The sequence below is a fragment of the Streptomyces sp. NPDC046977 genome (assembly GCF_040644455.1).
Taxonomy (GTDB): Bacteria; Actinomycetota; Actinomycetes; order Streptomycetales; family Streptomycetaceae; genus Actinacidiphila.
The window spans coordinates 55432-80273 of record NZ_JBEYWO010000027.1; the positions used below are offsets into that span (position 1 = coordinate 55432).

The window sequence follows — 24842 nt, forward strand, 5'->3', positions numbered from 1 at the left end:
ACGTATGCGTCATGAGCCCGAGCCGCCGCGCCACCCGCCCCCTCGCCGCGATCCTCGCCGTCGCCGCCGTGACCGCCCTCGCCGCGTGCGTCCCGGCGGACGACGGCACCAGCGACCGCCCCTCCGGCAGCCGCACCACCACCCCGGCCGCGGTCGCCGACCTGCCCGACCTGCGCGGCATGGAGCTGCAGGCCGCCCAGGACCGGGCCCAGAAGCTCGGCTTCCACCGGCTGGACTCGCACGACTCCGCGGGCCGGGGGCGCGAGCAGATCTGGGACCGCGACTGGAAGGTCTGCTTCCAGAGCCCCGCCCCGGGCCGACGGCCCACGGGGACCACCGTCGACCTCGGCACGGTCAAGCTCGCCGAGACCTGCCCCCGGAACGACGCGACCGCGCCCCCGACGGCCGGCAGCACCATGCCGGACCTGACGGGCACCTCCCTGAACCTCGCGCGCCGGGCCCTGCCCTCCATGACGAGCATCACGGCGCAGGACGCGTCCGGCGAGAAGCGCTACATCCTGCTGGAGAGCAACTGGCAGGTGTGCTCGCAGACCCCCGCGCCCGGCGCCGCGCTGCACGGGCAGCCCGTCTCGTTCAAGGCCGTGAAATTCGGCGAACGCTGCCCCTGACACCCTTTCTCTCATCACCACCTTGACAGGTGACGCACACCCATGCGAAGGTCGTCACTCTTCCAGCAGGTGATGGGTGAGGAGAGGCTTCATGAGGCATGGCTGAACGACGGAACCGGGCCGCGGAGGACGACGGCCCGCCGGTGGCGCGACGCACAATGCTCGCCATGCTCGGCGCGGGAGCCGCCGGCCTCGCCGCCGCCCCCTGGGCGCAGCGCGGGTGGGAGAAGTTCCTCGGCGCCGCCTCCCAGGTCGACCCCACCGGGCTCGCCGGAGTCCTGCCCAACCCCGGGGGCTTTCGCTACTACAGCGTCGTGGGATCCGTGCCGCGCAAGGACGCCACGAACTACCGGCTGCGGGTGAACGGCCTCGTCGACCGCCCGAGGACATACACCCTCGGCGACCTGCGCGCCCTGCCGCAGACCCGGATCGTCCACGACGTGCAGTGCACGGACGGCTGGCGGGTGGCCGACACCCCGTTCACCGGAGTGCGGCTCGCGGACCTCCTCGACGCGGCCGGCGTGCACGCGGACGGCGCCGCGGTCCACTTCACCTGCTTCGACGGCGTCTACACCGAGAGCCTCACCCTCGACCAGGCCCGCCGCTCCGACGTCATGGTGGCGCTGACCATGCAGGGCAAGCCGATCAGCCACGAGCACGGCGGCCCCGTCCGGCTCTACGTCGCCCCCATGTACTTCTACAAATCGGCCAAGTGGCTGTCCGGGATCACCGTGACCGACCGGGTGATACCCGGCTACTGGGAGGAGTACGGCTATGCCGTCGACGGCTGGCTCGACGGAGCCGACCAGCGCGGCGACGCCGCCGCGGCCTGAACGCGCCCGACTCGTCGCCCGGTTCACCCGCGCCGAACGCCTGGTCCACCGGGCCACCGGCTGGCTGATGCTGCTCTGCGTGACGAGCGCGGCATGCCTTTACCTGGCCCCGCTGGCCCAGCTGGTGGGCCGCCGCCACCTGGTCGTCACCGTCCACGAGTGGTCGGGGATCCTGCTGCCGCTGCCCTTCCTGCTCGGCCTGGCCTCGTCCGCGTTCCGCGCCGACCTGCGCAGGCTGAACCGCTTCGCCCGCTACGACCGGCAGTGGCTGCGGGCGGTCGGGAAGCGCCTGACCTCACCGGAGGCCCGGCCGGCCGGCAAGTTCAACGCGGGGCAGAAGATCTACGCGGGCTGGATCGCCGGCGCCGTCCTGACCATGATGGCCACCGGCCTGCTCATGTGGTTCACGGGCGTGCTCCCCTCCGTCTCCCGCACCAGCGCGATCTTCGTGCACGACATCCTGGCCTGGGCCGTCGCCGCCGTCCTGTTCGGCCACATGCGGATGGCCTTCCGCGACCCGCAGGCCCGCCTCGGCATGCGCACGGGGTACGTGGAACGGACCTGGGCCCGGCGGCTGCACCCGCGGTGGCTGGACGAGGAGCGCGGGCCAGAGGGGTTCACGCGGCCCCGCGGAGGGATGATCAGAGGGAAGGACCGCTGAAGCCCGCCTACCCCCAGGGAAGTCGCCATGTCCTACCCAGACCCCCGCTACTTCGGCGAGAGAGGCCAGGTCAGCGCGGCGTTCCGCCCCGCGTCCCCGGAGCCCGACACCGGCGTCGTCAGCTACGTGGCCACGCAGAAGGACACCGGCGGAGAGTTCGGCCTCTACAAGATCGACATGCCCCCGAGGACCATGGGCGCCGCCGAACACTTCCACCGCACGATCTCCGAGTCCTTCTACGTCCTGTCCGGCGAGGTCCGCCTCTACAACGGCGAACGCTGGATGACCGCAGGCCAGGGCGACTTCCTCCACGTACCGGTCGGCGGACTCCACGCCTTCCAGAACGACAGCGACGACCCGGTGTCGCTACTGCTGCTCTTCACCCCGGGCGCGCCCCGGGAGGAGTACTTCGAGAAGGTCGCGGAGTACGCACAGCGCAGCCGCGCGGAACTGAAGGCCTTCCGGATCAAGCACGACCAGTACGACACGGACCTGCTCGACGACTGACCGCGTGCGAAGGTGCCGGGCGCTTCCGCCGAGCCGCCCAGTCGGGGTCAGGACTCTCCAGGGCCGCGCACTCTCGGCTCCCGTGACCACCGGGCCCGCTCAGCGGGTGCAGGCGGTTCGCAACCCGCCACGCCCCCGCCGCCTGCCCCGGGTCCACCGCCTTCCCGCACCGCATGTACACCTTCGACGACACAGCGCGACGTGTCCCACAGCGACCCATACGTATACGTGCGGGCGGACGGGGTGCACCCGAAGGTTCGACGCGGGCAGGCAGGCACACTCCTGCGTCCTGGTCCTGATGGGAGTACGCCTGGACGGCTCCAGGGAACTGATCGCGCTCGCCGAGGGGCTGTGTGAGTCGACCGAGTCGTGGGCCGACCTGCTGCGCGGCTGCCGCATGCGCGGCATGCGCGATCCCGAACTCCCCCCCGCGCGCTTCACCGCCCGCCACGGCTGCCACCGGTCTTCAACGAACTTCGCAACGAGGCAGCACAGCCGCGACAGTGGGTGCCCCCACCGCATCGCGCGCTGTCGCCGATCGCCGCCCTGGCTACTCCCTTGCCACCACCGGGCCGGCCGAGGAGGCCGAACCCTAGATCGACTCGCGGTAGCCGTAGAACTCGTGGTCCTCGTTGTAGCCGCCCTGGCCGGCTCCCAGGTGCTTGAAGGACTCCACGAACTCGATGGACTCGATCCACTTCACCTGCTTGAAGCCCAGTTCGAGCTCGTTGCGGAGCCGCAGCGGTGCACCGTGCAGTTCATTGAGCGGCTCGCCGTTCATCTCGTAGGCGAGGAGGGTCAGACGGTGCCGCATGTGGGTGATGTCGTGGGCGTCGTAGTAGCGTCCCGCTTCGGAACCGGGCGCGTATGAGTAGAAGACGGCCCAGCGTGCCTGCGGCAGTGGTCGTACCAGGTCGACGATGTCTCGCATCGGCACGCCGCCCCACTTGGCGACGCCGGACCAGCCCTGGATGCAGTAGTGCTGGGTGACCTGCTCCTGCTTGGCCATTCCTTTCAGTTCCTCGTAGGAGAGGGTGACCGGGCTCTCCACGAGTCCGTCGATCCGCAGGGCGTAGCCGCGGTAGCCGCCCTCCCGAAGATCGACGTACTCCTGGCTGACGGGAAGGGTGCCGTTGGGCCAGAAGAAGGGGGAGACGGCCCGTTCCGGGTACGTCGCGCGGGGGTCCCCCCATTCCAGCAGCCATTTCGCCCAGCCGACGAGCCTGCGTCCGGTGCGCTGCACGGTCCGTGGATGGCGCAGGGTCAGCGGGGAGGCGGCAGCCCAGAGGGCCACCACCACGGCCATCCAGCCGACGTACAGCCACAGTCCCGTCCATGCGGCGGTGTTCGCCCCGGCGGTGATGTGGTTGAGGTTCGTCAGCAGCCCGGTGATCCACACCATGAGGGTGTGGGCGAAAATGAAGACGAGGAAGAACGTGAGCACCAGGAAGTGGACCGTACGGGCCACCTGCCGATTGATACGCCCCCAGCCGAGGCCGAACCTGGCGGCGATGGCGGGTGCCTGGAGCAGGCCGGTGAGGAACGCCGCGGGGGCCGCGACGAAGACCGCGGTGAAGTAGGCGAGGATCTGCATCCCGTTGTACTGCGTCCATCCCTCGTTCGAGGGGAAGTCCAGCGAGAGGTACTGCAGGCCGGTGGAGACCGCGTTGGGGAAGACGTCCCAGTCCCGTGGCACCAGCCTCCGCCACTGGCCGGTGGTGAACAGCAGCACGTAGAAGGCCGTGCCGGTGAGGAGCCAGAGCAGGTCGAAGCTGAAGTGCCACCAGCGGGCCAGGCCGATCGAGTGCCGGATTCCCGGCAGGCCCAGCCATCCGGGCAGGCTCACCGCGTCGTCCTTGGCCGTCCAGGCGCGATCCGGTGGTTCCTGCCGCATCCGATCCCGCGGCACCGGGCCGCGCAGCCGCAGCCACTCCCGGCCGGGGGTCGACCCGGCGTCCAGCTGCAGCCGCGGGTGGTCGGCCAGGATCTGGAGACCGGCCCGGATGATGAAGAGCATGAACAGCAGGTTCAGGAAGTGCAGGATGCGCAGCCACAGGGGGAATCCGGAGCTGACCGGTGGCTGGAAGCTGCCTTGGCCCGGGTAGGTGCGGATGAAGTCCTGCACGGCTGAATAGGTGCGCAGTTGCTGCGCCACGGCGATGCCGACGATCAGCAGCGCGACGCCGATCGGCAGCAGCCACACCGTGCTGACCCAGCGCTTCCCGATACGCACTTCCGGGACGCGCGCCATGATGGGCGGGATCCGCCGGGACCACTTCGCGACGTCGACGCGGTCCTCGCCCTTGGTGAGTTCGTGCTCCAGGGGGTCGGGGGCGTGGAGCGGGTCGGACGCGAACGCCGTGTGCGACGCCTCACGGTCGTCGTCCGGATCGCTGTTGCCACTGGGTACGTTCATGACGACGGCTTCACGTCCAAGGATGTCGGCCTTGACAGGGCGGGCGTCCGCTGCTCGGTGCGTCCGAAGCGCAAACCTGCGGACAGATTCCACCGGAATCAGACAATCATGGCTTTTCGTTGGCGTTCCGCAACGAGCCACGCGGACGTGCCCCCGCGGCGTCCGGCCGTGGCAGCCGCGGCGCACATCGGGCCGGATGCGGCGGACGGGTGAAGCGACGGTTTCCCCGTGGCCGGGCCGGCGCGGCACGGGGCCGGCGTGCTGCGGGCGGGACCGGCGGGGTACGGGAGGAGAGCGGACCGGGGCCGCGGCCCGGGCCGCCGCGGCGGGCAACCGGCCGGACGACGCCGGCCGACCCGTCGGCCTTTGCCGGCATCGATCATCCGAGCCTGGTGGGCGGCGCCCGAACGCGATGTCCGAATGCCGCCAGCAGTTCGCCGGCCGGCCTGTGAGGCTGGTGACCTCCACACGCGATGGCCCGTTGACAGAAGGCAGGGATGCATGGCTCGGCCCAGGGCAGGCAGCTCAGGTGCGGTGCTCGGACAGTTCCTCATGCTGGCCCTGGCCTGGGGTGCGAGCTTCCTGTTCATCAAGATCGGCCTGGAGGGGTTCTCGCCCGCGCAGGTGGTGCTGGGCCGCCTGCTGGCCGGCGCGGCCGCACTGCTGGCTGTCGTGGCCGCGACCCGGCAGCGACTGCCCCGGACCGCGGCGGTGTGGGGGCATCTGGCGGTGGTGGCGGTGCTGCTGTGTGTGGTGCCGTTCCTGCTGTTCGCCTGGGCCGAGCTGCGTATTTCCTCGGGCCTTGCCAGCATCTACAACGCCACGACCCCCCTGATGACGATGATGGTTGCCTGGGCGGCGCTGCCCGATGAGCGCCCCAACCGGATCAAGCTGGCCGGTCTGGTCATGGGATTCGCCGGCGTCGTGGTCGTCCTCGGCCCCTGGCGAGGGCTCGCCGGGGGCCAGGACGCGGCGCAAGTGGCGTGCCTGCTGGCGACGTTCTCCTACGGGCTGGCCTTCGTCTACATGCGTCGGTTCATCTCTCCGCGCGGAATGGCGGCACTACCGGTGGCGGCCGTCCAGGTGAGTCTCGGCGCGATGATCATGCTGCTGATGGCCCCGTTCACCGCCGCCTCGCCGGTGCACCTGTCGTGGCGCGCCGTGCTCAGCGTCGCCGTGCTGGGCGTGGCCGGAACCGGGTTGGCGTACGTGTGGAACACCAATGTCGTGGCCGCGTGGGGCGCCACCAACGCCTCGACCGTCACCTACCTCACCCCCGTGGTGGGCGTGGCCCTTGGCATCGCGCTGCTCGGCGAAGCCATCTCCTGGAACGAGCCGGCCGGAGCACTGGTCGTCATCGGCGGTATCGCCCTCAGCCGGCGCCGCACCCCCGGCCCGCCCACGTCTCGCATCGCCGCGGACTCGGCAGGGCAAAGGGTGTGACCAGCCGTGACATCCTTCACCCGCGGAGGGCCGCTGCCGTTCCGGCAGCGCGGCAATCACCGCCACACCACCCGGGCCGGGGCTTGCGGACACCCGCCGGACAAGGTCAGCGGGATACCCGATGGCCGCCACGTCGCGGCCGATCGACAGGGGCGATGTGACTCCGCAGGTGATGGTCCTCAACGGCGGTTCCAGCGCCGGCAAGTCCAGCATCGTCCGCTGTCTGCAGGCCCTGCTTCCCGAGTTGTGGCTGTCCACCGGGATGGACGTCCTGCTGCAGTCCATGCCCGCATCGCTGCACGGCTCCCCGTCCGGGCTCGAATTCACCCCCGACGGCCGCGCGACCGTAGGGAAGGCGTTCCGGGAGCTGCAGCGGGCGTGGATACACGGGGTCGCCGCCACCGCCCGGGCCGGTGCGCGTGTCATCGTCGACGACGTCTTCCTCGACGGTGCGGCCTGCCAGGAGCGATGGCAGGAGGCGCTCGAGGGACTGCGCGTCCTTTGGGTCGGGGTCCGGTGCGACGGCGCGGTGGCCGCGTGCCGGGAGGTCGCACGCGGAGACCGGGTCAGCGGGCTGGCACGGTCCCAGGCGGATGCGGTGCATCGGGGCGTGACCTACCACCTGACGCTGGACACCGCCGGCACCGAGTCGATGGACTGCGCCCGGCTGATCACCCGCCACCTGGCCTGAGCCAGGACGGGTGGCGGCGTGGGCGTTCGCCAAGGCAGCGGCCGTGCCCCGATCTCGCCGCTGCTGTCGCCCCGTTCAGCGCCGTGAAAGTGGTCGCTGACAGCCGATGAACGTCCGCCGGGGTCGAGCCGGTCGGGCCGTGGGAAGACCGGCGGCATCGTGGCCGTGCCGAGGACAGGGAGACGGGCCGGTCCGGCCCTCCGCAGCACTGGTGTCGTCATCGGGTCACTGCCGAGGGGCCTGCTTTGTCCGTGCCCTCGGCCGCACCTGAACCTCCGCCCGAACCGCCACTGGTGCCGTGCACCCCCGAACACGATCCGGTGTGCGGCAGCGTGCCGAGTACAGGGGGAAACCGCTGCTCGACCGATCCGTCCAGGCACAACAGCCATCTGCGGCCCATGGATGTGCTCGCCCGTGCGGAACGGCCTCCGGAACTCGCGGAGCGCGCTCGTGCGGATGCCCACGCACGTCGGAGACTCAACAGCACGCTTCGCGAGCGGGAGTTGGAAGCGGCCGTGCACCACCGCGCGCCACGTAACGACCACGGGACGAAGCGGCCGGAGACCGTGGGAAGCGACAGCCCGAGTCGACCGTGGACGAAGAGGAGAAGGTCCCGCCGCGGTCACCCACCACGGCCCAAGGGCGTCGCCGGCCTGATGGCCGCGCCGCACGCGAGGACCGACGCTCCCCCCGCAGCCACAGCCCGAGGGGCGCCTTCCCGGTGAACCTGCGGGCAGAGAGCGGGACGGCAGACTACTCGGCGTCGAACGGCAGCAGGCAGATGGGGCATGTCGCCTCCCGTTGCGCCCGCTGCGCCCTGACGGGAGCCCGGAACCAGACGATCGCCGACATCGCGAGGGCAGCCAGCGCGCCCGCCAGGCCGAACCACGTGGGTTTGACGAACAGCGGCCATATGACGAAGCCGGTCAGGCGCGGAATGTAGACGTGGGAGAGGAGCCGAAGGAAGCGAACCTGGTGGAACAGGAGTGCGACCGCCACGACCACCGCCCCCACCTGCGTCACGGCCAGATACCCGGCGTACTCGCCGCCCGGCTTGCGCACCACGGGCGGCACCCGTTGTTCGCAGCGACGGCAGTATCTCTCGGTGTCCTCGACCGCCTTCCCGGCCATGCCGCACCCCCAGCGCGATGTCCAGTCGTGCCGGATGGTCCCACCGTCCCCGCACCCGGTCAACGGGCCTGCCCGGCGGCAGTGAAGTGCCCCTCCGACAGCCGCACAGCCCGCGCATCCGTCACGGCCGCACGTCGGCGCGGGCCTGCACCACGGCCGGAGGTGTGTCCGCCCGGCGCGGCGCGCGGATCACGAGGAGCGCGAGCAGCACGGCGACCGCGGTGATGCCGGCCGCGACGGCCATGGCCGCGTCGTAGCCGGAGGTCAGGGCCTGGGGCAGGGCGTCGTGCGTGAGGGAGGCGGTCACGGTCGCGGCGGCGCCGGAGATGACGGCCAGGCCGAGCGCTCCCCCCGCTTGCTGGGAGGTGGCGATGAGCCCCGAGGTGACGCCCGCCCAGCGAGCCGGGACTCCGGTGGTGGCGGCGGCGTACATGGGGGCGAAGCTCATGCCGTAGCCGAGCGGCATGACCAGCAGCCCCGGCAGTACGTGCACGAGGTAACCGCCGTGCACGGGAAGGTGGCTGACCCACAGCATCCCGGCGACCACCAGGGCCGGGCCCAGGATCAGGAACCGCCGGAAGCCGAAGCGGCGGACCAGGCCGGCCATGCGGGTGGAGGTCAGGCCCAGGACGACGGGGAAGGGCAGGAAGGCCAGCCCGGTGCGGACCGCGCTGTAGTGCTCGACGTCCTGCAGGTAGAGGGTGAGCAGGAAGAACATGCCGAGGTTGCCGGCGAAGACGGCGGCCATCATGCCGTTGGCGCCGCGGACGTTGCGGATCCTGAAGATGCCGAGGTCCACCAGCGGTTCGCGGGAGCGCCCCTCGTTGACGGCGAAGGCGGCGAGCAGGATCACGCAGGCGGCGAACCCGGTGAGGGTGCGCGCGTCGGTCCAGCCCCATGCGGGCGCCTGGCTGAAGGCGAGGACCCCCGCCATCAGGCCGGCTGTGGCCAGCACGGCACCGGGTGCGTCCGGCAGGCCGCGGCGCCCGCTGCGCGCGGGCCGGTGGTCGGGGACGAGGCGGGGCACGAGCGCGAGAACGGCCAGGCCGACGGGGACGTTGATGAAGAAGTTCCAGCGCCATCCGGCGTACTGGGTCAGTACGCCGCCGAGGAGCAGTCCGACCGCGGCCCCACCGGTGGCGACCATGGACCAGTAGCCCAGGGCGCGGGCGCGCTGGTGCCCGTCCGGGAACAGCACCAGGACGGTGGACAGGGCCGCCGGGGACATGACGGCGGCGGCCAGGCCCTGCAGACCGCGCAGCACGATGAGCAGCGGCACCGAGGAGTTCACCCCGATCAGGAACGAGACCACGGTGAAGGCCGCCATGCCGGCGATCAGCGTGCGGCGGCGGCCGAAGAGGTCGGCGGCCCGGCCGCCCAGCAGCAGGAAGCCGCCGAACGCGAGGACGTAAGCCGTGACCACCCACTGGATGGTGCTGTCGCCGAAGTCCAGTTCGCGTTTGATCACGGGCAGGGCGACGTTGATGATCGCGGTGTCCAGCACCACCATGAACTGGGCCGTCGCCACCAGGGCGAACACCGCCCAGGGGCCGGCAGCGGGCATTTTAGGCATGGCCATGACATGATCCTCGAAGTGGGGCTTCCGGCCGTCGCGCACGGAAGCGAATGGTGGGGGAAGCGGTTCGGGCGGCCCGCGCCGTCGCGGGGTTCGCCCGTCAGGGATTCCGGGGAGCCGCGCCCGGGTGCGGGGACGGCCCGGCGCTCAGCCCAACCGGTCGCCGAGGAGTTCGCCCTCGGACTCCAGGCGCACCGCCCCGGCGTCGTCGCCGGCCTGTACGGCGCGCCAGTAGGCGACCCGGTTGTCGATGTAGCGCTTGCGGGCCGCGAGGCGGCGCATCTCCGCCGCGAGCGCCTCGCCGTGCCCGGCCAGCATGTCGATCTTCATGGCGACCGTCTCGGGCGAGTGCCCGCGCGCCGCCATCAGCGCGCGCATCTCCTCGATCCCCAGGCCCGCGGCCCGCAGGTGCGCCAGTGACTCGATGCGCGTCAGGTCGGCACGGGTGTAGGCACGGTGGCCGCTGGAACGGTCGCGCGCCACCGGGTCGATCAGGCCGATCTTCTCGTAGTACCGCAGCGTCCAGCCGCTCAGCCCGGTGATCCGGGAGACCTCCTGGACGCTCAGGACCGTCTCCGCCGCCGGCTGCGCGGTGTGCTCGCCCCCGGCCGCCCGTGCTTCGTTCATGCTTCGAGTATCAGGAACTTGGAGCGCTCCAAGTCAAGCGCCGGCCGTCGCCGACCTTCGCAGGCCGGACCGGCGGGGGCGCGGCCCCCGCCGGTACGGCCGGCGCCGCGCTACGCCGCAACTCCCGCGGCGTCGAGAAGCCGGTGCATGTCCTCGACCGGCAGGGCGGGATTCCCCGCGGCATGGCCGGCCATGGCGAGGTCGGCCAGCAGCTCACGGATCCGCGCCAGGGGAAGGCGGGGGTCGCGGGCGGCGCCCCAGCGGCACTCCCATTCCGGGTCCCGGGTGAACGCCTCCAGGGCTTCCGCGCTCAGCGCGGGATCGCGCAGGGCGAGGGGACGCCGCCGGGGATCCTCGGACGTCGCGAACCGGGCCGCGAGACCGGCGGCGGGGAACATCGGCCGTGTGACGAGCATCCCGACCGCGCGATGGGTGCCGTTGAGGTAGAGGTCCAGCAGCAGTTCCGGCGGCGGCTCCGGATGGAACTCGGCCAGCAGCAGGCGCACGGCGAAGTCCTCGTCCCGTGCGAGCAGTTCGACGAGGTCGGGCTCCAGGGCCGGGCACACCGCGGCGCTGCGCCGCAACCAGGTGTGGGCTGAGGCCGCGCACTGCCGCAGGACGTCGGGGTTGTCGCGGGCGTCCCACACCCAGCCGAGGGTTCCCAGGCGCGCCTCGGGATCGACCGTGTGGTCGACGGCCGCGCGTTCCCGCTCGGACAGTTCCTGCCTGGCGGACACGACGAGCCGCACCTGCGGGTCCGGGTGGGTGGCGAGTCGCCGCACGAGGTCCGCAGGGAGGGAGGGGTTGGAGGCGACGGCCTCCGGCTTGTCGACGGCCATCCGCTCGGCGAGTTCGCGGCTGAGCAGTCCGGCGCCCAGGACGTCCCGGGAGTCCGCAAAACTCTCGGCCAGCCACGTGGTGCGCTCCTCGTCCTGGTGGCAGACGCGGAGCGCCGCGGCACGTCGCACCTCCAGGTCGTCGTCGTGGAGCAGCGCGTCGCGGGCGGCTTCGGGAAGGACGTCCCACGCCCGGCAGGCGGCCCGCCGCAGCGGGCCGTCGCCGTGGTCCCACAACCCGGCCAGCAGGTGGTCCGGCACGAGCCACGAGGCGACGGTCTCGTGGCGGATGCGCGACTCGGGGTGGGCGAGCAGCCGCTCGTACGCCTCGTCGGGCAGCGGGTCCACGGGGCTCCGGTAGGTGATGGGACCGATGGCGAGGACCCAGACGACCCTTGAGGACGGGTCGTCGAGGAGCCGCGCCCGCTGCGCCGGGTCGGCGTTGGCGCTCACGGCGAATTCCATGCGCAAGGCCGGATCGGGGCGGTCAGGATCGCGTCGACCACCGGCTGCGGCAGATCGCGCCGCTGGGCGACGTTCCGCCTGACCTTCTCGTCGCCGTGCCGGAGAAGGCGCAGCAGGACGCTGTCCGGTGCGGACGGATTCCAGGACAGTGCCGCAAGCGCGTCCTGGTACGGGTCGGTCATTCCGCCTCCGATGCGATGTCCACGTGCCATTCGGCCGGCGCCGGCCTCGGCGCAGACTACGAGAGACCCCGGGCGTCCGGGGGCGGATTCGGGTCCGCGTTCGGATCGACGTGCCCGCCGGGCCGGGGGCCTTCCCGTCGGCCGCCTTCACCGGGCGGCCGGGGGCGCACCGCTGGATAGCGGGAGGAAAGTCAGGCGTACACTGACAAACGCGCCGTGCCGCGATCCCGCGCACGGGCGCACATCACGCAGGAGGTGCGCAGTGCCGTCCGGAAGGCAGGTCTCCGGTCCCACGGAGGACGACCCGAGCTGCTCCATCGAGCGAAGCCTGCAGATCCTCGGCGAGCGCTGGTCACTGCTGGTGCTGCGCGACATCTTCGCCGGGCGGCACCGGTTCGCCGAGATCCAGTCCTCGCTCGGCGTGGCACCCAATCTGCTCAGCACCCGGCTCAAGCTCCTCGTCGACGCCGGTGTGCTGTGCACGCGTACGTACCAGGAGCCCGGCAGCAGGCCGCGGCAGAGCTACCACCTCACGGAGGCCGGGGAGGAGCTGCAGGTGGTGCTGGCCGCGCTGCAGCAGTGGGGCGACCGCCACCGCCCGCGCCCCTCGGGCCCGTCCGCGAAGCGGCGGACGCGTTCCACCAGCCGCCCCGTCCACGTCGGCTTCCTCGACGAGAACGGCCATGAGGTCCCCGGCGCCGATGTGACGCTGCTCGGCGACAAGAGCGCCCGCGCCTGATCCCCCGACCTCCGGCGGCGCGGGGGCTGCCCGCCGCCTCGGCGTGACGTTCCGCCGAGCACGCCCTCGGCTCCGCGCCGACGCCTGCGCTTCCGTACCTCCGCGCTGTGCGATTCCTCTCCCCCGGCGTTCACTCACCACCTTTGACACTTGTAGACCGGTCGTCTAGCTTTTCATAGGCGACCGGTCGACTAGTGCTCGGTCGCCGTCTCCCACCCCACACACACCAACGGAGCACCCCTGTGACCACCCCCGTGAAGCTCGCGATCGTCTACTACTCCTCCACCGGCACCATCACCGAGATCGCCAGGGAGCTGCACGACGCCGCCCTGAAGACCGGCGCCGAGGTCCGCCTCGTCAAGGCCGCCGAGCTGGCCCCGCAGTCCGCGATCGACAGCAATCCCGCCTGGGCCGCCAACCACGCGGCCACCGCCGGCGTCCCGCACGCCACCCCCGAGGACGTCGAGTGGGCCGACGCCGTGATCTTCGGCACCCCGACCCGCTTCGGCAACGTCTCCTCTCAGCTCAAGCAGTTCATCGACACGCTCGGCGGCCTGTGGGCCCAGGGCAAGCTGGCCGACAAGGTCTACAGCGGCTTCGCCTCCAGCGCGACCGCCCACGCGGGCCAGGAGTCGACGCTGCTGGCGCTCTACAACTCCATCCACCACTTCGGCGGCATCACGGTCACCCCGGGCTTCACCGACCCGAGCAAGTTCGTCGACGGCAACCCCTACGGCACCTCCCACGTGGACGGCCAGGGCAGCAACCCCATTGACGACATCACGCGTACCGCCGCCCGCATCCAGGCCGAGCGCGTCGTGCGGCTGGCCGCACGCGTCAAGGCCGCCTGACCCTCGGCGCGAGTACGCCGAGAGGCTCCCATGGGCCGGTGCCGCCTCGCAGGCGGCACCGGCTCATCTGACTTGCATAACTAAAGTTAGATGCCTAGCCTGGCACCACAAGGTGCGTTCGCGCCTGCGATCGAGCCGTCGGGCCCCCCGGACGGACTCGATGCCACCGCCGCCGTGCCGGGCGGCGCCCGTCGCAAAGGAAGCCCCCCATGAACATCGAAGGTTCCGTCGCCCTGGTGACCGGCGCCAATCGCGGAATCGGCCGGGCGTTCGCCCGGGCGCTGCTCGACCGCGGCGCCGCCAAGGTCTACGCGGGGGTTCGCGACCCGGAGAGCGTCGTCGACCCGGACGTCATCCCGCTGCGCCTGGACGTGACCGACCCGGACCAGGTCGCGGCGGCCGCCGCCCTCGCCGGTGACGTCGGCATCCTGGTCAACAACGCGGGTGTCGGCGGAGCGACCGCGAGTCTCCTCGAAGGCCCCCTGGACGGCCCGCGCGAGGCGATGGAGGTCAACTACTTCGGCACCTGGCGGGTCTCCCGGGCGTTCGCGCCGGTCCTGGCCCGCAACGGCGGAGGAGCGGTGGTGAACATGCTGTCGCTGGCCTCCTGGATCGGGCAGGCGGCGTCCCCGGGTTACGCGGCCTCCAAGGCGGCGCAGTGGTCGCTGACGGACGCCATACGGAAGGGGCTCGCGGCGCAGGGCACCCTGGTCGTCGGCGTGCACTCCGGTTACGTGGACACCGACCTCAGCGCCTGGACGGACGCACCGAAGATCAGCGCCGCCACCGTGGCGGAACTGACCATGGACGCCCTGGCCGCGGATCTGCCCGAGGTCCTCGCCGACGATCACACCCGGCAGATCAAGGCCATGCTGTCGCACCCCGTGGGCACCGTCCCCGGCACCTGACGCCGCCCCGAGCGCACACACGTGAACTCCACCGACCCCTGGGGCCGGTGGAGTTCACGTGTACTCGGGGCGGGGACTGTCCGCTCCCCCGTGACGGACAGCGAGGTCCCCGTCGTTCAGTGGCCGGCGTTCTGGCCGCCGTCGACGTAGAGGATGTTGCCGGTGACGAACGGGGCGTTCTCCAGGTAGACCACCGCGTCGACGATGTCGTCCACCTCGCCCATCCGGCCCACCGGGTGCAGGGCGGCCAGGGCCTCGTGGTGCTCGACGGCGTGCATCGGGGTCTTGATGGTGCCGAGCGAGACCGCGTTGCTGCGGATGCCGCGGGTGGCGTACTCGATGGCCAGGGACTTGGTCGCGGACTGCAGGCCGCCCTTGGTCAGGGAGGCGAGCACGGAGGGCACGTTGGAGTTGGCGGCGTCGGCGAGCGCGCTCGTGATCTGCACGATGTGGCCGCCGCCCTGCTCCAGCATGCGCTCCACGGCGAGCTGCGTGATCCGGAAGAAGCCGTTCACGTTGACGCCGAGCACCGCGTCGTACTCCTCCTCCGTGTACTCGTGGAACTGCCTGGCGACGAAGATCCCGGCGTTGTTGACCAGGGTGTCGACGCGGCCGAAGCGCTCCATGGCGGTGGCGATGACGCGCTCGGCGGTGTCGCGGACCGCGATGTCGCCCTGGACGGTGACGATCTCCGGGTCGTGCGACTCGGGGATGGTCCGCGAGGTGGCGACGACGGCGTATCCGAGCTTGCGGTACCCGGCGACGATGCCGGCGCCGATGCCCTGCGAGGCGCCGGTGACGACCGCGACCTTCTGACCCTGGTTGCTCATGGTGTCCCTCTCTTAACGGTGGAAAAGGGGTTCAACCGGCGCTATCCGACCGGTCGTCTACAAGGTAGACGACCGGTCCACAATCGTCAAAGGGCCGCTCGGCCCTGCGCTCCTACCGGCGCTCGGCCGCCGCGGGCTCGCGGCGCGGGCCGGACCCCGGACCGCGAAGGCCCTCGGTGCCGCTCTCACGCGGGAAGCCGATACGGAGTACGAGGGCCGCGACCGCAGCGGCCAGGACCACGACGGCCGCCAGGACCAGCGCCCGGTGGTACCCGTGGTGCAGCAGCGGCGCGGCGGCCAGCGGGCCGGCGATCTGGCCGACCGAGTACCCCGCGGTGAGCAGCGCCACAGCGCGGGGAAACCGCAGCTGCGTGCCCGTCGCCAGCGCCAGCGAACTCACCCCGAGGAAGGTCGCCCCGAAGAGCAGCGCCGAGACGAGGACCGCCGCCGCACCGCCGACCAGTGCGGGCAGCGCGATCCCGACGGCCTGGACGATCAGCGCGGTGAGCAGCAGGCCAGGGCGCGACCAGCGCCGCCCGAGCGCCGCCCAGAGAGCGGAGGACGGTACGGCCGCCAGGCCCACCAGCACCCAGGCGCCGCTGCCGAGCCAGCCGGGCGCGCCTTGGCCGACGGCGGCCACCAGGAAGGTTCCGGCGATGATGTAGCCGATGCCCTCCAGCGTGTAGGAGGCGAAGAGCGCGGCGAACGGGCGGCGGCCGCGCGCGCCCGTCGGGGCGGCCGTGGCGGCCGTGGCGGCCCCGGGCCCGGAAGGCTCCGGCGAGGGCTCGGGCCGCATCGTCCACGCCGGCACGGAGAGTGCCGCCGCCAGCGCGGCGGACACCCACCACGCGGCCCGCCAGTCACCGAGGTCGCCCAGCCCGCGCAGCGCGAGGACGAGCAGGCCGGACAGCGCGATACCGGCACCGACGCCGCCGAAGGCCCAGCCGGGCAGGTGGGCCGGGTGTCCGCGCAGGTGGCCGTGGAGGGAGTTGACGGCGATGACGAAGACCAGCGCACTGGCGGCGCCCGCCACCAGGCGCAGCGCGAGCCACACCTCGGTGGCGTGCGTCACCGGCATCAGGGCGAGGCTCACCACGAGGACGGCCAGGCAGCCGCGCAGCACGGCGGAGGAACGCAGCAGCCGCGGCAGGCAGATGCCCGCGAGGGCGCCCACCAGGTAGCCGACGTAGTTCGCGGTGGCCACCTGCGCGCCGCCCGCGGCGGTCAGCCCCGCCTGGGCCTGCATCAGGGGCAGGATCGGGGTGTAGACGAAGCGGCCGACACCCATGGCGGCGGCCAGCGCGGCAGCCGCGGTGAGCACGTGGGCCCAGGGGGAACGGGACGGCTCGCCGCGTGCCGCGGCCGGACGGAGGGCGGACTCGTGCATGACGGGGATCCTCGGGTGGTCCTGCTCCGGGGCATGCCGGAAACCGCTGCTCGCGCCGGCCACGGGGGGGGCGGTCGTGGCCGGCGTGAGCAGCGGCGGCGTGGAGCGCGGGGTGGGGGGAACGGGACGTGTGGTCAGCCTGCCGCGGCGGTCCGGTCCGGGTCGTTGGGGTGCGACTGCAGGGCGGTGACGACCCGTGTCATCCAGGGCGCGAGCGGCAGTGTGCCGAGGACGTTCTCGAGGAGGTCGGCCTCGTCGTCCGCGCGCCACAGCCCGATGCTGCGCAGTTCGCCCACGGGGCGCCACAGTCGGACCAGGTGGCCGGTCGCGGCGAGTTCGGCGGCGCGAACGGCCTCGGCCGCGCGCCGGCGGTCGACCTCGGCCGGGTCGGTTCCCTCGGGAACGGTGGTGGTGAGCTCGACCAGGAACTCCTGCATGGTGCTGCCTCTCGTGAACGCGTACTGATGGGGGGTGCGGGGGTCGGGGAATCAGTGGTCGGTGGCGACGCGGGAGACGTGGTACTGGCGGATGAGCCAGTCGCCGCCCTCGCGCTGCAGGACCAGCGAGAGGTGGACCGAAGCCGCCCAGCCGTCCGGGTCCTTGAACGTGACGTCGGCGAACCCGCCGGCCACCTCCTCGCCGATCGCGTACGCGTGCACCTTTCCGATGTGCGCCCGGCGCACTTCCGGCACGGCCGCGTAGTAGTCGCGCACGGCGTCGCGGCCGGCGAGCACCTCGGGCCCGAAGCCCTGGAAGAGGGCGTCGGAGGTGAACAGGCCGGCCATGGCGTCGTTCTGGTGGGTGTCGAAGGCGGCCTGCCAGCGGCTCAGGACGTCGTGCAGGGGGTGGGTCTCGGTGTCGGCGCTCACGGTGGGGGGCTCCTCGGGGACGGCGGAACGGGTGCCGGCTCCCTCCCGGACGGACGGGGGGTCGGGCGCGGCCTGGACCCGGTCGGTCAAGTAGCCGACCGGTCTAGTAGACCGTAGTCGAGCGGTCGTATACTGGCAAACATGGGACGGACCAGTGATGCCAGAGAGAAAATCCTCACGGCGGCGCAATCGCTCATCGAACTGCGCGGCTACTCAGCTCTGGGTGTGGCCGAGATCTGCAAGACGGCCGGGGTGCCCAAGGGCAGTTTCTACTACTTCTTCGAGTCCAAAGAGGCCCTGGCCCTCGCCGTCATCGACGAGCACTGGGCGATCCAGCGGGCCGGCTGGTCGCGCATCATGAACGGCGACGCGCCTCCGCTGGAGCGGCTGCGGCAGCTCTTCGAGGAGACGGAGGCCGAGCAGCGGGCCGGGCAGCAGAGCTGCGGAACGGTGTCGGGCTGCATGTTCGGCAACCTCACCCTGGAGATGAGCAACCAGACCGAGGCCATCCGCGCCCGGCTGCAGGACATCTTCGACGCCCAGGTCGCGATGGTCGAGGCGGTTGTCACCGAGGCCCGCGACCGCGGCGAGGTGCACGTCGCCGACCTCCACGAGGCCGCGCGTTCCGTGGTCGCCCAGCTCGAGGGCCAGGTGCTGTTCGCCAAGCTGTACAACAACACGTCCCCGCTCGGCATGCTCTGGGCGAACTGCCTGGCACTTCTCGGTGCCCACGCGCCGCAGGAGCCCGCCACGGTCTGACGACGGCCGCGGCGCGGGGCCCGCCCCGCCGGTCCCCGCGCCGCGCCGCGCCGTCCCGCAGGAGGAAAGCAACCATGACCCACTCCCCCCTGGCCGCCCTGGGTGCGGACCTCCCGGTCCTCGCCGCCCCCATGGCAGGTGGCCCCACCACGCCCGCGCTGGTCGTCGCGGCGGCCGGGGCCGGCGGTCTCGGCTTCCTCCCCGGCGGTTACCGCACCGCGGAGGCGCTGGCCGGGCAGATCGCCGAGGTCCGCTCGGCGGGAGTGGGCTTCGGGGTGAACCTTTTCGCGCCGAATCCCGTCCCGGTCGACGCGGAGGCGTACCGCCGCTACGCACGGGCGGTCGCCCCCGACGCCCGGGCCCACGGCATCGACGTCCTGGCGACCGGGGTCGTCGAGGACGACGACCAGTGGCACGAGAAGGTCCACCTGCTGCTGTCAGACCCCGTGCCGGTCGTCAGCTTCACGTTCGGCATACCTCAGGCGGCGGTGGTCGCCGCGCTGCGCGCCGCCGGGAGCCTGGTCGTCCAGACGGTCACCTCGCCCGCCGAGGCCCGGCTGGCCGCGGAGGCCGGCGTGGACGCGCTGGCCGTGCAGGCCTCGGCGGCCGGGGGCCACTCCGGCACCCTCACCCCCGAGCGCACACCGCAGTCCGTGCCTCTGCCCGAACTGGTCGGCCGGGTACGGGATTCCGTGTCCCTGCCGCTCGTCGCCGCGGGCGGTGTGTCGACCCCGCGGGCCGTGGCCGAGGCGCTGCACGCCGGAGCGGGGGCGGTCATGGCCGGCACCGCTCTGCTGCTGGCCGACGAGGCGGGCACCTCGCGCCCGCACCGGGCGGCGCTCACCGACCCCGCGCGGGAGGGGACCGTCGTGACGCGGGCCTTCACCGGCCGTCCCGCCCGTGCGCTGCGCAACGGTTTCACCGAACGGCACAGCGCGGCCGCCCCCTTGGGCTATCCCGCGCTGCACCACCTGACGAGCCCGATGCGCAAGGCCGCGACCGCCGCGGGCGACCCCGAGCTGATCAATCTGTGGGCGGGCACCGGCTACCGCGAAGCCGCGGCGGAGCCGGCCGGACAGATCCTGCGGCGGCTCGCCGCCGAACTCTGAGCGGTACGACGCGCCCGGCGCGAGGCCGCCAACAGCCCTTCCAACGCACACCTTTGACCCGGAAGTCCCGCCCTCTGCCGTCTCATGCCGCCCTCGTCGCGTCACCATCTTGACCGGTGACGATGATCCGTGCGAGGGTTGCGACCACGCAGGGCAGCAGCGGAAGCGCGGCATCCGGCCGCCTCCGCCGCACGCGGACGTGAAGGAAGGTTCCACATGATCGACAGGCGCACTTTCGGCAAGGTCCTCGGCACGGGAGCGGCGGCGGTCTCACTGACCGGCGCGCTCCCCGCGGCGGCGGCCTCCGCCGCGACGCCCGGACGGCCGGAAGCCGCGACCCGTACCGGACCGGGCGGCCGCACGTCGTTCGGACCGCTGAAGCAGGTCCACGCCGGCGTCCTGGACATCGGGTACGCCGAGGCCGGTCCGGCCGACGGCCCCGCCGTGATCCTGCTGCACGGCTGGCCGTACGACATCCACAGCTACGTCGACGTCGCGCCGCTGCTCGCGGCGGAGGGCTACCGCGTGATCGTCCCGCACCTGCGCGGTCACGGCACGACCCGCTTCCTCTCCGGTCGCACGTTCCGCAACGCCGAACAGGCCGCCATCGCCCAGGACATCATCGCCCTCATGGACGCGCTGAGGATCGAGAAGGCGATCCTGGCCGGCTACGACTGGGGGTCGCGCACCGCGGACATCGTCGCGGCGCTGCGGCCCGACCGCTGCAAGGCCCTGGTCTCCGTGACCGGTTACCTGATCACCAACCGCGAGGCCAACAAGTCCCCGCTCCCCCCGAAGGCCGAGTGGGCCTGGTGGTACCAGTACTACTTCGCCACCGAGCGGGGCCGGCTCGGCCTGGAGCAGAACCGGCACGACCTGGCGCGCCAGATCTGGGAGTTCAACTCCCCGACGTGGGCCTTCGACGACGCCACGTTCGAGCGCACCGCGACGTCCTTCGACAACCCCGACTACGTCGCCATCGCGATCCACAACTACCGCTGGCGCCTGGGCCTGGCGCGGGGCGAGAACCGGTACGAACTGATCGAGCGGCGGCTCGCCGCCGGCCCCGTCATCACGGTGCCCACGATCACCCTCGACGGGGAGACGGACCCCTTCACCCCGGCCGGCGAGGGTGCGTCCTACCGGGGCAAGTTCGCCGGGCCGTATGCCCACCGCACCCTGAAGGGGATCGGCCACAACGTGCCGCAGGAGGCACCGGAGGCCTTCGCGCAGGCGGTCGTCGACGTCGACGGCTTCTGAGGGACGACGGCGGCCCGGGACATCCCGTCCCGGGCCGCCGTGGCGCGCGTCGGCCCTCAGCCCTCAGTTCTCAGTCCTCGTCGGCGAGGATCAGATACAGCTTCTTCCGGGCCTCGTTGACCACGGCCAGCGCCTTGTCGCGCTGCTCGGGCGTACCGGTCGCCCAGACCTGCCGGAAGGCGTCGACCAGACCGCCGCCCGCCTTGCGGATCTCGTTCATGGCATCCCAGTCGATGCCACGCCCGGCCTCCTCCCAGGGGGCGTCCGGCCCTTCCGCCGCCTCGGCGCGGCCGGCCTCGGTGAGCGTGAAGAGCTTCTTGCCGCCCTCCGACTCACTGCTGATCAGGCCCTCGTCCTCCAGCAACTGCAGCGTCGGGTACACCGAGCCGGGGCTCGGCTTCCACGCGCCGCCGCTGCGCTCGGCGATCTCCCTGATCATCTCGTAGCCGTGCATGGGCCGGTCGGCGAGCAGGGCGAGGATCGACGCGCGGACATCCCCGCGCCGCGCCCTCCCCCGAGGCCCGCCCCGTCCGCCACGCCCCCCGTGCCAGGGCCCGGGACCCCAGGGCCCCGGCCCTCCGAACGGCGGCCCGAACGGCCCGAACGCGGCCCGCCGCCCGTCACCCTCGTGCTCGCCCCGGCCGTGATGACCGGGGCCAAAGTGTCCATGTCCATAGGAACGCATGATGTCGCTTCCCTCCATCGTCGTACGATCGCGATGCCTCAACGATATATCGGAACCTGTCGACCGACAAGGCCCGTGGAAGGGTTTCCGTTTGTCCTGTCTCAGCGAAGATGCACCGGTCTCACCGAAGATTGACGACCGGCCTGTTCGTCTCATCGAAGTTTCACCAGATGGGGCCACCCAGCCGCGCCCTGGATAATGGCGGCAGCACGCCGAGAGCGACTGGACGGTCAAGGGTGACCCCTGTACAGGTCTCGCTAGGCTCACGGCATGTCTAACGATCTCGGTTTCACGTGCTCGTGCTGCGGCGAGCACCACGCAGAGCTCCCCATGAGCTACTCGACGATGGCCCCGGACGTATGGGATCACAGCTTCGAGAGCGATCCGGACAGCATGCTGTCGTCCGACCAGTGCGTGATCAAGGGCCAGCACTTCTTCATCAGGGGCCTGATCGAGATACCCGTAATCGGCAGCCAGGACGGCTTCTCCTGGGGCGTCTGGGTCTCACTGAGTAGGGAAAACTTCGCCCGTGCCCTTGAGGTGTGGAACACGGAGGGCCGCGAGGCCGAGAAGCCGTATTTCGGCTGGCTCAGCACCGAGCTCGCGCTCTATCCCGAGAGCACGGCCAACCTGAAGACGAACACCCACACTCGACCGGTCGGCAAGCGGCCCTTCATCGAGCTGGAGCCCACCGACCACCCGCTCGCCGTCGAACAGCGCTCCGGGATCACGCAGGACCGCGTGCGTGAGATCGCCACGGCGGTGCTCCACCCGGCCTGACTGGCCGCGTCGGCCAAAGTTCACTGATACTGGTCGAACTTCGCTGAGACAGGACACCGTTGTCCTGCCTAGCTCGCTCGAGCGCGACCGAGAGCGCTGGGGGGTGCTGGATGGCCCTACCGGCTGGAGCGGATCAGGCAGGGCGGTGTGACGGGTCGGTTCGAGGATGTCGCTCCGGTGCGCACGTTTCGCTGGCCGCACGGTGGGCGCCAGTTCCCAGGCTGCTCATGGGACGGCGACGACCGGGCGGCACGTCGGCTTCGAGTCATGGCTGAGCGGGAACGTCGGCACGCTCCTGACCACTTCCTGCGCCGCGTAGACGGTCCGGCGGTGACTCGGCCGGCGTGCGCCCGGGCCGGGTGGAGGTTCGAACGGGCGGGAACGCTGGATCCTGTCATGCCCGCGAGGGTCCGGTGGCTGTCGCGCTACCGGCACCCGCGATGTCCGCACGCCCCTGCGCCGGACCGGCCCCGGGAGGTCTGCGCGTCCCCGGGACCACTGTCGACGCTGCCTTGCGCTGTTCCACCTGCTCCGGCTCCGGGAGTTGACCGCCAGGGACGAAGCCGCGGCCGGAGCTCGATCCCGAACAGCGCTCGCCGGGCCGGCGCGAGGGGACCACGGCTGCGCAGCTGCCAGCAGCCGGGCACCAGGTGTCGGCCGGCGGCGCCGGACAGGAGTCCTGTCCGGCGCCGCCCGCCCGCCTGTTCCCAGGTGTTCCGCCGACGTCAGGGAAGCCAGAGCGTCAGGAGGAAGCCCGGGCTGTCCCACGTGCACGTGTACTGGTAGGCCTGGCCGGAGTCGACGAACTTCTTGCCGGCCGTCTTGCAGGCCTCGCTCGTCGGATACACCTTGTACGGCACGCTCGCGTTCGCCGGGGCGGCGAGCGTCAGCATCCCGGTGAGCGTCGCGGCCACGGCCACGGCGACCGAGGCGCCTCTGCGCTTGTTCATGTCCCCTCCACGAAGAGCTCGTTGCTACAACTGGATCACCGGCATCCTCACACCGTTGCAATGGACACGTCAAGGAGGCGGATCATGTGCCGGACGCACCGGTCAATGCGGTAGGTGTCGGGGGGGGATGACGACGCTGCGGTTCTCGGAGCAGCGGTAGGAGACGGCGGTCCCGGCGGCGTCCTGTCGCCTTCTCCCGACCTGTCACTACGGGTACTGAGCCCCCGCCGGGCCTACACCCAGTTCGCCCAACCGAACGTGAAGCGATAGGCCCGTCGCCCCGCCTCCGGACCTCGAATGCCGCGAATGAACGTGACCAGCAGAGCGACAAGGAACAGAGCGGCAAAGGCGCCTGCTACCAGGGCCCCAGCGACGGGTCCCACGAGCAGGCCCACGATCACGCTCGCGACGATGACGATCCCCAGACCGAAGTGCGCAGCGGGCAGATCTGCCCTGATCACCTCTGGCAGTGACGTGCGCACCGACCGCATGCCGGAGGCGTACCGCTCCCGCGCCGCTTCCGGATCAGCGGCGGGTCCCTCAGGCCACCGTTCCATCATCGCCCCCGCCCAGTCTGAACGGAGCCTAGCGCGGAAGGCGCTCCTCCCTCCTGACCAGCCATGCACAGGCTGGGCTGTGACCTGCGACATCCAGATCGGTGAACCCAGTCCACGCAGGTCAGCGCTCCCTGACGACCAACGTCGTCGGGACGGGACAGCCGACCGGCTGTCCCGTCCCGTTCAAACGCACCCCGTCGCGCGGCGCAGGCGATCTTGGATCGTCGCCGATCCGGTCGCGCGCCTCACCAGATGACGACCGAAGTGGACGCGGGGCGGGGCGCCGCGGTGTCGGCGGTGGCCGCGGAGGAGACCTTCCAGAAGCCCGCCACCCCCGTGGAAACGGTGTCCTGGAAGCGGCCGTTGCTGTCGGTCGTCAGGGGCCAACCGGCACTGCACGTGGATGAGCAGAACTGCACGAGCACCTGCTTGCCGGCGTAGTCCTCATCCACGTGGGTCTCCCAGTTGGCCCGGGTCAGGCGACCGGACAGCGTGACCACCTGGCCCTTGACCGGCCGGGGCCCGACACCCGCGACCAGTTTGCTGGCCCGCAGTACGTCGAAGGTCGCCGCGGTGTCGATGTGGCGGTGCTGCAGGAAGAAGCCGCCGTAGGCGTCGGCGGACATCTTCCATGTGCCTGCCTGCGAGTGCTTCAGTCCGTCGAGGGTGCCCTTCATGGCGCACGTCGCACTCACGCGGGCGGGACTGGACGGCCATTGACAACCGGTGAGCTGCGCGGTCCGGTCGTTGTCGGTGGTGCTCACGCCGTGGTACAGCGTCCCGCCGGCGCCGGCGAGGCCGTCCCAATCGGAGACGAACATCGACGCGGGCACGGACACCGTGCCGGAGGAGTCGACCGCCACGGCCCTCCCCGAGTTCACCACGACACTGGATATCTGCAGTTCGCCGACGAGGCCGCCGGCCTGGGCGTGCGGCGCGGCGACGGCGCCCACGATCAGGGAGGCGGCGACGGCGGCGACGGCGGCGACGAGCGAACGGACGGACGCGCGCATGAAACCCCACTTCCTACGGTCCAGTCCGATGCCATCCGGCGGATGACGATCATGTGGGGGCCGGTACGCCCGTAGCCTCGTGCGGCCGGCGTGGGCCCTCCAGTGACTGGTGCCGGACGACCCGGCACCACAGAAGATGTCAGCCGGC

At 71.7% G+C, this 24842-nt stretch carries 27 protein-coding genes and 1 pseudogene; 14 read left to right on the top strand and 14 right to left on the bottom strand.

The window, feature by feature from the left end; all coding sequences use genetic code 11:
• Nucleotides 1-11: 11 nt before the first annotated feature.
• The 5 genes and pseudogenes from ABZ883_RS32440 to ABZ883_RS32460 all read left to right on the top strand — a co-directional run.
• Nucleotides 12-629, top strand: coding sequence for a hypothetical protein (locus ABZ883_RS32440; protein ID WP_360912550.1), 618 nt, complete (start codon nt 12-14; stop codon nt 627-629).
• Between the two features lie 98 nt (nt 630-727).
• Nucleotides 728-1462: a molybdopterin-dependent oxidoreductase gene (locus ABZ883_RS32445; RefSeq protein ID WP_360912552.1), complete on the top strand. Its 735-nt coding sequence runs from the start codon at nt 728-730 to the stop codon at nt 1460-1462.
• The gene (locus ABZ883_RS32450; protein ID WP_360912554.1) at nt 1404-2123 is read left to right on the top strand and encodes a cytochrome b/b6 domain-containing protein; all 720 of its coding nucleotides are present in this window, start codon (nt 1404-1406) and stop codon (nt 2121-2123) included. Before ABZ883_RS32445 ends, ABZ883_RS32450 begins: the two co-directional genes overlap by 59 nt.
• A 27-nt stretch (nt 2124-2150) precedes the next feature.
• Nucleotides 2151-2630: a cupin domain-containing protein gene (locus tag ABZ883_RS32455; RefSeq protein ID WP_360912555.1), complete on the top strand. Its 480-nt coding sequence runs from the start codon at nt 2151-2153 to the stop codon at nt 2628-2630.
• Nucleotides 2631-2825: 195 nt separating this feature from the next.
• Nucleotides 2826-3039: pseudogene (locus tag ABZ883_RS32460) on the top strand (transposase); the annotation flags it as partial.
• A 183-nt stretch (nt 3040-3222) separates the two neighbouring features.
• Here ABZ883_RS32460 and ABZ883_RS32465 read toward each other — a convergent pair.
• Entirely contained in the window at nt 3223-5046 is a 1824-nt protein-coding gene (locus tag ABZ883_RS32465; protein WP_360912557.1) for a molybdopterin-dependent oxidoreductase, read from the bottom strand.
• A 501-nt stretch (nt 5047-5547) separates the two neighbouring features.
• Between ABZ883_RS32465 and ABZ883_RS32470 the strand changes: the two genes are divergently transcribed.
• Entirely contained in the window at nt 5548-6489 is a 942-nt protein-coding gene (locus ABZ883_RS32470) for a DMT family transporter (RefSeq protein WP_360912559.1), read from the top strand.
• Between the two features lie 121 nt (nt 6490-6610).
• Nucleotides 6611-7180 (top strand): chloramphenicol phosphotransferase CPT, encoded by a 570-nt coding sequence (gene cpt / locus ABZ883_RS32475; protein WP_360912561.1) that lies wholly within the window; start codon nt 6611-6613, stop codon nt 7178-7180.
• A 753-nt stretch (nt 7181-7933) separates the two neighbouring features.
• Here the strand turns inward: cpt and ABZ883_RS32480 are convergent.
• The 5 genes from ABZ883_RS32480 to ABZ883_RS32500 all read right to left on the bottom strand — a co-directional run bounded on the left by ABZ883_RS32480 (nt 7934) and on the right by ABZ883_RS32500 (nt 11997).
• Nucleotides 7934-8311, bottom strand: a complete 378-nt coding sequence (locus tag ABZ883_RS32480) for a hypothetical protein (protein ID WP_360912563.1) — start codon at nt 8309-8311, stop codon at nt 7934-7936.
• 121 nt (nt 8312-8432) lie between these two features.
• On the bottom strand, nt 8433-9890 hold the full coding sequence (locus tag ABZ883_RS32485) for an MFS transporter (protein WP_360912565.1): 1458 nt from the start codon (nt 9888-9890) through the stop codon (nt 8433-8435).
• Nucleotides 9891-10034: 144 nt separating this feature from the next.
• Entirely contained in the window at nt 10035-10514 is a 480-nt protein-coding gene (locus ABZ883_RS32490) for a MerR family transcriptional regulator (RefSeq protein WP_360912567.1), read from the bottom strand.
• A 110-nt stretch (nt 10515-10624) separates the two neighbouring features.
• Nucleotides 10625-11803: a hypothetical protein gene (locus ABZ883_RS32495; protein ID WP_360912569.1), complete on the bottom strand. Its 1179-nt coding sequence runs from the start codon at nt 11801-11803 to the stop codon at nt 10625-10627.
• A complete protein-coding gene (locus ABZ883_RS32500) occupies nt 11800-11997 on the bottom strand; it encodes a hypothetical protein (protein WP_360912571.1) in 198 nt (65 codons plus the stop codon). Before ABZ883_RS32500 ends, ABZ883_RS32495 begins: the two co-directional genes overlap by 4 nt.
• Before the next feature lie 262 nt (nt 11998-12259).
• Here ABZ883_RS32500 and ABZ883_RS32505 point away from each other — a divergent pair, with 262 nt between their 5' ends.
• The 3 genes from ABZ883_RS32505 to ABZ883_RS32515 all read left to right on the top strand — a co-directional run bounded on the left by ABZ883_RS32505 (nt 12260) and on the right by ABZ883_RS32515 (nt 14495).
• Nucleotides 12260-12736, top strand: a complete 477-nt coding sequence (locus ABZ883_RS32505) for a helix-turn-helix domain-containing protein (protein ID WP_360912573.1) — start codon at nt 12260-12262, stop codon at nt 12734-12736.
• A 242-nt stretch (nt 12737-12978) separates the two neighbouring features.
• Entirely contained in the window at nt 12979-13587 is a 609-nt protein-coding gene (wrbA, locus tag ABZ883_RS32510) for an NAD(P)H:quinone oxidoreductase (protein WP_360912575.1), read from the top strand.
• Nucleotides 13588-13796: 209 nt separating this feature from the next.
• Nucleotides 13797-14495 carry an SDR family oxidoreductase gene (locus ABZ883_RS32515; RefSeq protein WP_360912577.1) on the top strand — a complete coding sequence of 233 codons (699 nt, stop codon included), beginning with the start codon at nt 13797-13799 and terminating at the stop codon, nt 14493-14495.
• 116 nt (nt 14496-14611) lie between these two features.
• Here ABZ883_RS32515 and ABZ883_RS32520 read toward each other — a convergent pair whose 3' ends face one another.
• The 4 genes from ABZ883_RS32520 to ABZ883_RS32535 all read right to left on the bottom strand — a co-directional run bounded on the left by ABZ883_RS32520 (nt 14612) and on the right by ABZ883_RS32535 (nt 17581).
• Nucleotides 14612-15325 (bottom strand): SDR family oxidoreductase, encoded by a 714-nt coding sequence (locus tag ABZ883_RS32520; protein ID WP_360912579.1) that lies wholly within the window; start codon nt 15323-15325, stop codon nt 14612-14614.
• Nucleotides 15326-15437: 112 nt separating this feature from the next.
• Nucleotides 15438-16712: a YbfB/YjiJ family MFS transporter gene (locus tag ABZ883_RS32525; protein ID WP_360912581.1), complete on the bottom strand. Its 1275-nt coding sequence runs from the start codon at nt 16710-16712 to the stop codon at nt 15438-15440.
• A 134-nt stretch (nt 16713-16846) separates the two neighbouring features.
• On the bottom strand, nt 16847-17149 hold the full coding sequence (locus tag ABZ883_RS32530; protein ID WP_360912583.1) for a muconolactone Delta-isomerase family protein: 303 nt from the start codon (nt 17147-17149) through the stop codon (nt 16847-16849).
• A gap of 51 nt (nt 17150-17200) precedes the next feature.
• Complete coding sequence (locus tag ABZ883_RS32535) at nt 17201-17581, bottom strand: SgcJ/EcaC family oxidoreductase (protein ID WP_360912585.1); 381 nt, start codon at nt 17579-17581, stop codon at nt 17201-17203.
• A gap of 141 nt (nt 17582-17722) precedes the next feature.
• Here ABZ883_RS32535 and ABZ883_RS32540 point away from each other — a divergent pair, with 141 nt between their 5' ends.
• The 3 genes from ABZ883_RS32540 to ABZ883_RS32550 all read left to right on the top strand — a co-directional run bounded on the left by ABZ883_RS32540 (nt 17723) and on the right by ABZ883_RS32550 (nt 20709).
• Nucleotides 17723-18340 (top strand): TetR/AcrR family transcriptional regulator, encoded by a 618-nt coding sequence (locus ABZ883_RS32540; protein WP_360912587.1) that lies wholly within the window; start codon nt 17723-17725, stop codon nt 18338-18340.
• Nucleotides 18341-18414: 74 nt separating this feature from the next.
• Nucleotides 18415-19449 carry a nitronate monooxygenase gene (locus ABZ883_RS32545; protein WP_360912589.1) on the top strand — a complete coding sequence of 345 codons (1035 nt, stop codon included), beginning with the start codon at nt 18415-18417 and terminating at the stop codon, nt 19447-19449.
• Between the two features lie 216 nt (nt 19450-19665).
• Nucleotides 19666-20709: an alpha/beta hydrolase gene (locus ABZ883_RS32550; RefSeq protein ID WP_360912591.1), complete on the top strand. Its 1044-nt coding sequence runs from the start codon at nt 19666-19668 to the stop codon at nt 20707-20709.
• A gap of 70 nt (nt 20710-20779) precedes the next feature.
• On the opposite strand, the gene ABZ883_RS32555 is transcribed toward ABZ883_RS32550, so the two are convergent.
• Complete coding sequence (locus tag ABZ883_RS32555; protein ID WP_360912593.1) at nt 20780-21394, bottom strand: PadR family transcriptional regulator; 615 nt, start codon at nt 21392-21394, stop codon at nt 20780-20782.
• 330 nt (nt 21395-21724) lie between these two features.
• Here ABZ883_RS32555 and ABZ883_RS32560 point away from each other — a divergent pair, with 330 nt between their 5' ends.
• Nucleotides 21725-22174 (top strand): DUF2199 domain-containing protein, encoded by a 450-nt coding sequence (locus ABZ883_RS32560; protein WP_360912701.1) that lies wholly within the window; start codon nt 21725-21727, stop codon nt 22172-22174.
• A 725-nt stretch (nt 22175-22899) separates the two neighbouring features.
• On the opposite strand, the gene ABZ883_RS32565 is transcribed toward ABZ883_RS32560, so the two are convergent.
• From ABZ883_RS32565 to ABZ883_RS32575, 3 genes are all read right to left on the bottom strand, one after another.
• Nucleotides 22900-23124, bottom strand: a complete 225-nt coding sequence (locus ABZ883_RS32565; RefSeq protein ID WP_360912595.1) for a hypothetical protein — start codon at nt 23122-23124, stop codon at nt 22900-22902.
• A gap of 233 nt (nt 23125-23357) precedes the next feature.
• A complete protein-coding gene (locus ABZ883_RS32570; RefSeq protein ID WP_360912597.1) occupies nt 23358-23615 on the bottom strand; it encodes a hypothetical protein in 258 nt (85 codons plus the stop codon).
• Nucleotides 23616-23926: 311 nt separating this feature from the next.
• Nucleotides 23927-24694 carry a hypothetical protein gene (locus ABZ883_RS32575; RefSeq protein WP_360912599.1) on the bottom strand — a complete coding sequence of 256 codons (768 nt, stop codon included), beginning with the start codon at nt 24692-24694 and terminating at the stop codon, nt 23927-23929.
• Nucleotides 24695-24842: the final 148 nt, after the last annotated feature.

Coding starts and splice junctions, on each gene's coding strand:
- ABZ883_RS32440 (WP_360912550.1), top strand. CDS start 12: ATGAGCCCGAGCCGCCGCGCCACCCGCCCCCTCGCCGCGATCCTCGCC.
- ABZ883_RS32445 (WP_360912552.1), top strand. CDS start 728: ATGGCTGAACGACGGAACCGGGCCGCGGAGGACGACGGCCCGCCGGTG.
- ABZ883_RS32450 (WP_360912554.1), top strand. CDS start 1,404: ATGCCGTCGACGGCTGGCTCGACGGAGCCGACCAGCGCGGCGACGCCG.
- ABZ883_RS32455 (WP_360912555.1), top strand. CDS start 2,151: ATGTCCTACCCAGACCCCCGCTACTTCGGCGAGAGAGGCCAGGTCAGC.
- ABZ883_RS32465 (WP_360912557.1), bottom strand. CDS start 5,046: ATGAACGTACCCAGTGGCAACAGCGATCCGGACGACGACCGTGAGGCG.
- ABZ883_RS32470 (WP_360912559.1), top strand. CDS start 5,548: ATGGCTCGGCCCAGGGCAGGCAGCTCAGGTGCGGTGCTCGGACAGTTC.
- cpt (WP_360912561.1), top strand. CDS start 6,611: ATGGCCGCCACGTCGCGGCCGATCGACAGGGGCGATGTGACTCCGCAG.
- ABZ883_RS32480 (WP_360912563.1), bottom strand. CDS start 8,311: ATGGCCGGGAAGGCGGTCGAGGACACCGAGAGATACTGCCGTCGCTGC.
- ABZ883_RS32485 (WP_360912565.1), bottom strand. CDS start 9,890: ATGGCCATGCCTAAAATGCCCGCTGCCGGCCCCTGGGCGGTGTTCGCC.
- ABZ883_RS32490 (WP_360912567.1), bottom strand. CDS start 10,514: ATGAACGAAGCACGGGCGGCCGGGGGCGAGCACACCGCGCAGCCGGCG.
- ABZ883_RS32500 (WP_360912571.1), bottom strand. CDS start 11,997: ATGACCGACCCGTACCAGGACGCGCTTGCGGCACTGTCCTGGAATCCG.
- ABZ883_RS32515 (WP_360912577.1), top strand. CDS start 13,797: ATGAACATCGAAGGTTCCGTCGCCCTGGTGACCGGCGCCAATCGCGGA.
- ABZ883_RS32520 (WP_360912579.1), bottom strand. CDS start 15,325: ATGAGCAACCAGGGTCAGAAGGTCGCGGTCGTCACCGGCGCCTCGCAG.
- ABZ883_RS32525 (WP_360912581.1), bottom strand. CDS start 16,712: ATGCACGAGTCCGCCCTCCGTCCGGCCGCGGCACGCGGCGAGCCGTCC.
- ABZ883_RS32530 (WP_360912583.1), bottom strand. CDS start 17,149: ATGCAGGAGTTCCTGGTCGAGCTCACCACCACCGTTCCCGAGGGAACC.
- ABZ883_RS32540 (WP_360912587.1), top strand. CDS start 17,723: ATGGGACGGACCAGTGATGCCAGAGAGAAAATCCTCACGGCGGCGCAA.
- ABZ883_RS32545 (WP_360912589.1), top strand. CDS start 18,415: ATGACCCACTCCCCCCTGGCCGCCCTGGGTGCGGACCTCCCGGTCCTC.
- ABZ883_RS32550 (WP_360912591.1), top strand. CDS start 19,666: ATGATCGACAGGCGCACTTTCGGCAAGGTCCTCGGCACGGGAGCGGCG.
- ABZ883_RS32555 (WP_360912593.1), bottom strand. CDS start 21,394: ATGCGTTCCTATGGACATGGACACTTTGGCCCCGGTCATCACGGCCGG.
- ABZ883_RS32560 (WP_360912701.1), top strand. CDS start 21,725: ATGAGCTACTCGACGATGGCCCCGGACGTATGGGATCACAGCTTCGAG.
- ABZ883_RS32565 (WP_360912595.1), bottom strand. CDS start 23,124: ATGAACAAGCGCAGAGGCGCCTCGGTCGCCGTGGCCGTGGCCGCGACG.
- ABZ883_RS32570 (WP_360912597.1), bottom strand. CDS start 23,615: ATGCGGTCGGTGCGCACGTCACTGCCAGAGGTGATCAGGGCAGATCTG.
- ABZ883_RS32575 (WP_360912599.1), bottom strand. CDS start 24,694: ATGCGCGCGTCCGTCCGTTCGCTCGTCGCCGCCGTCGCCGCCGTCGCC.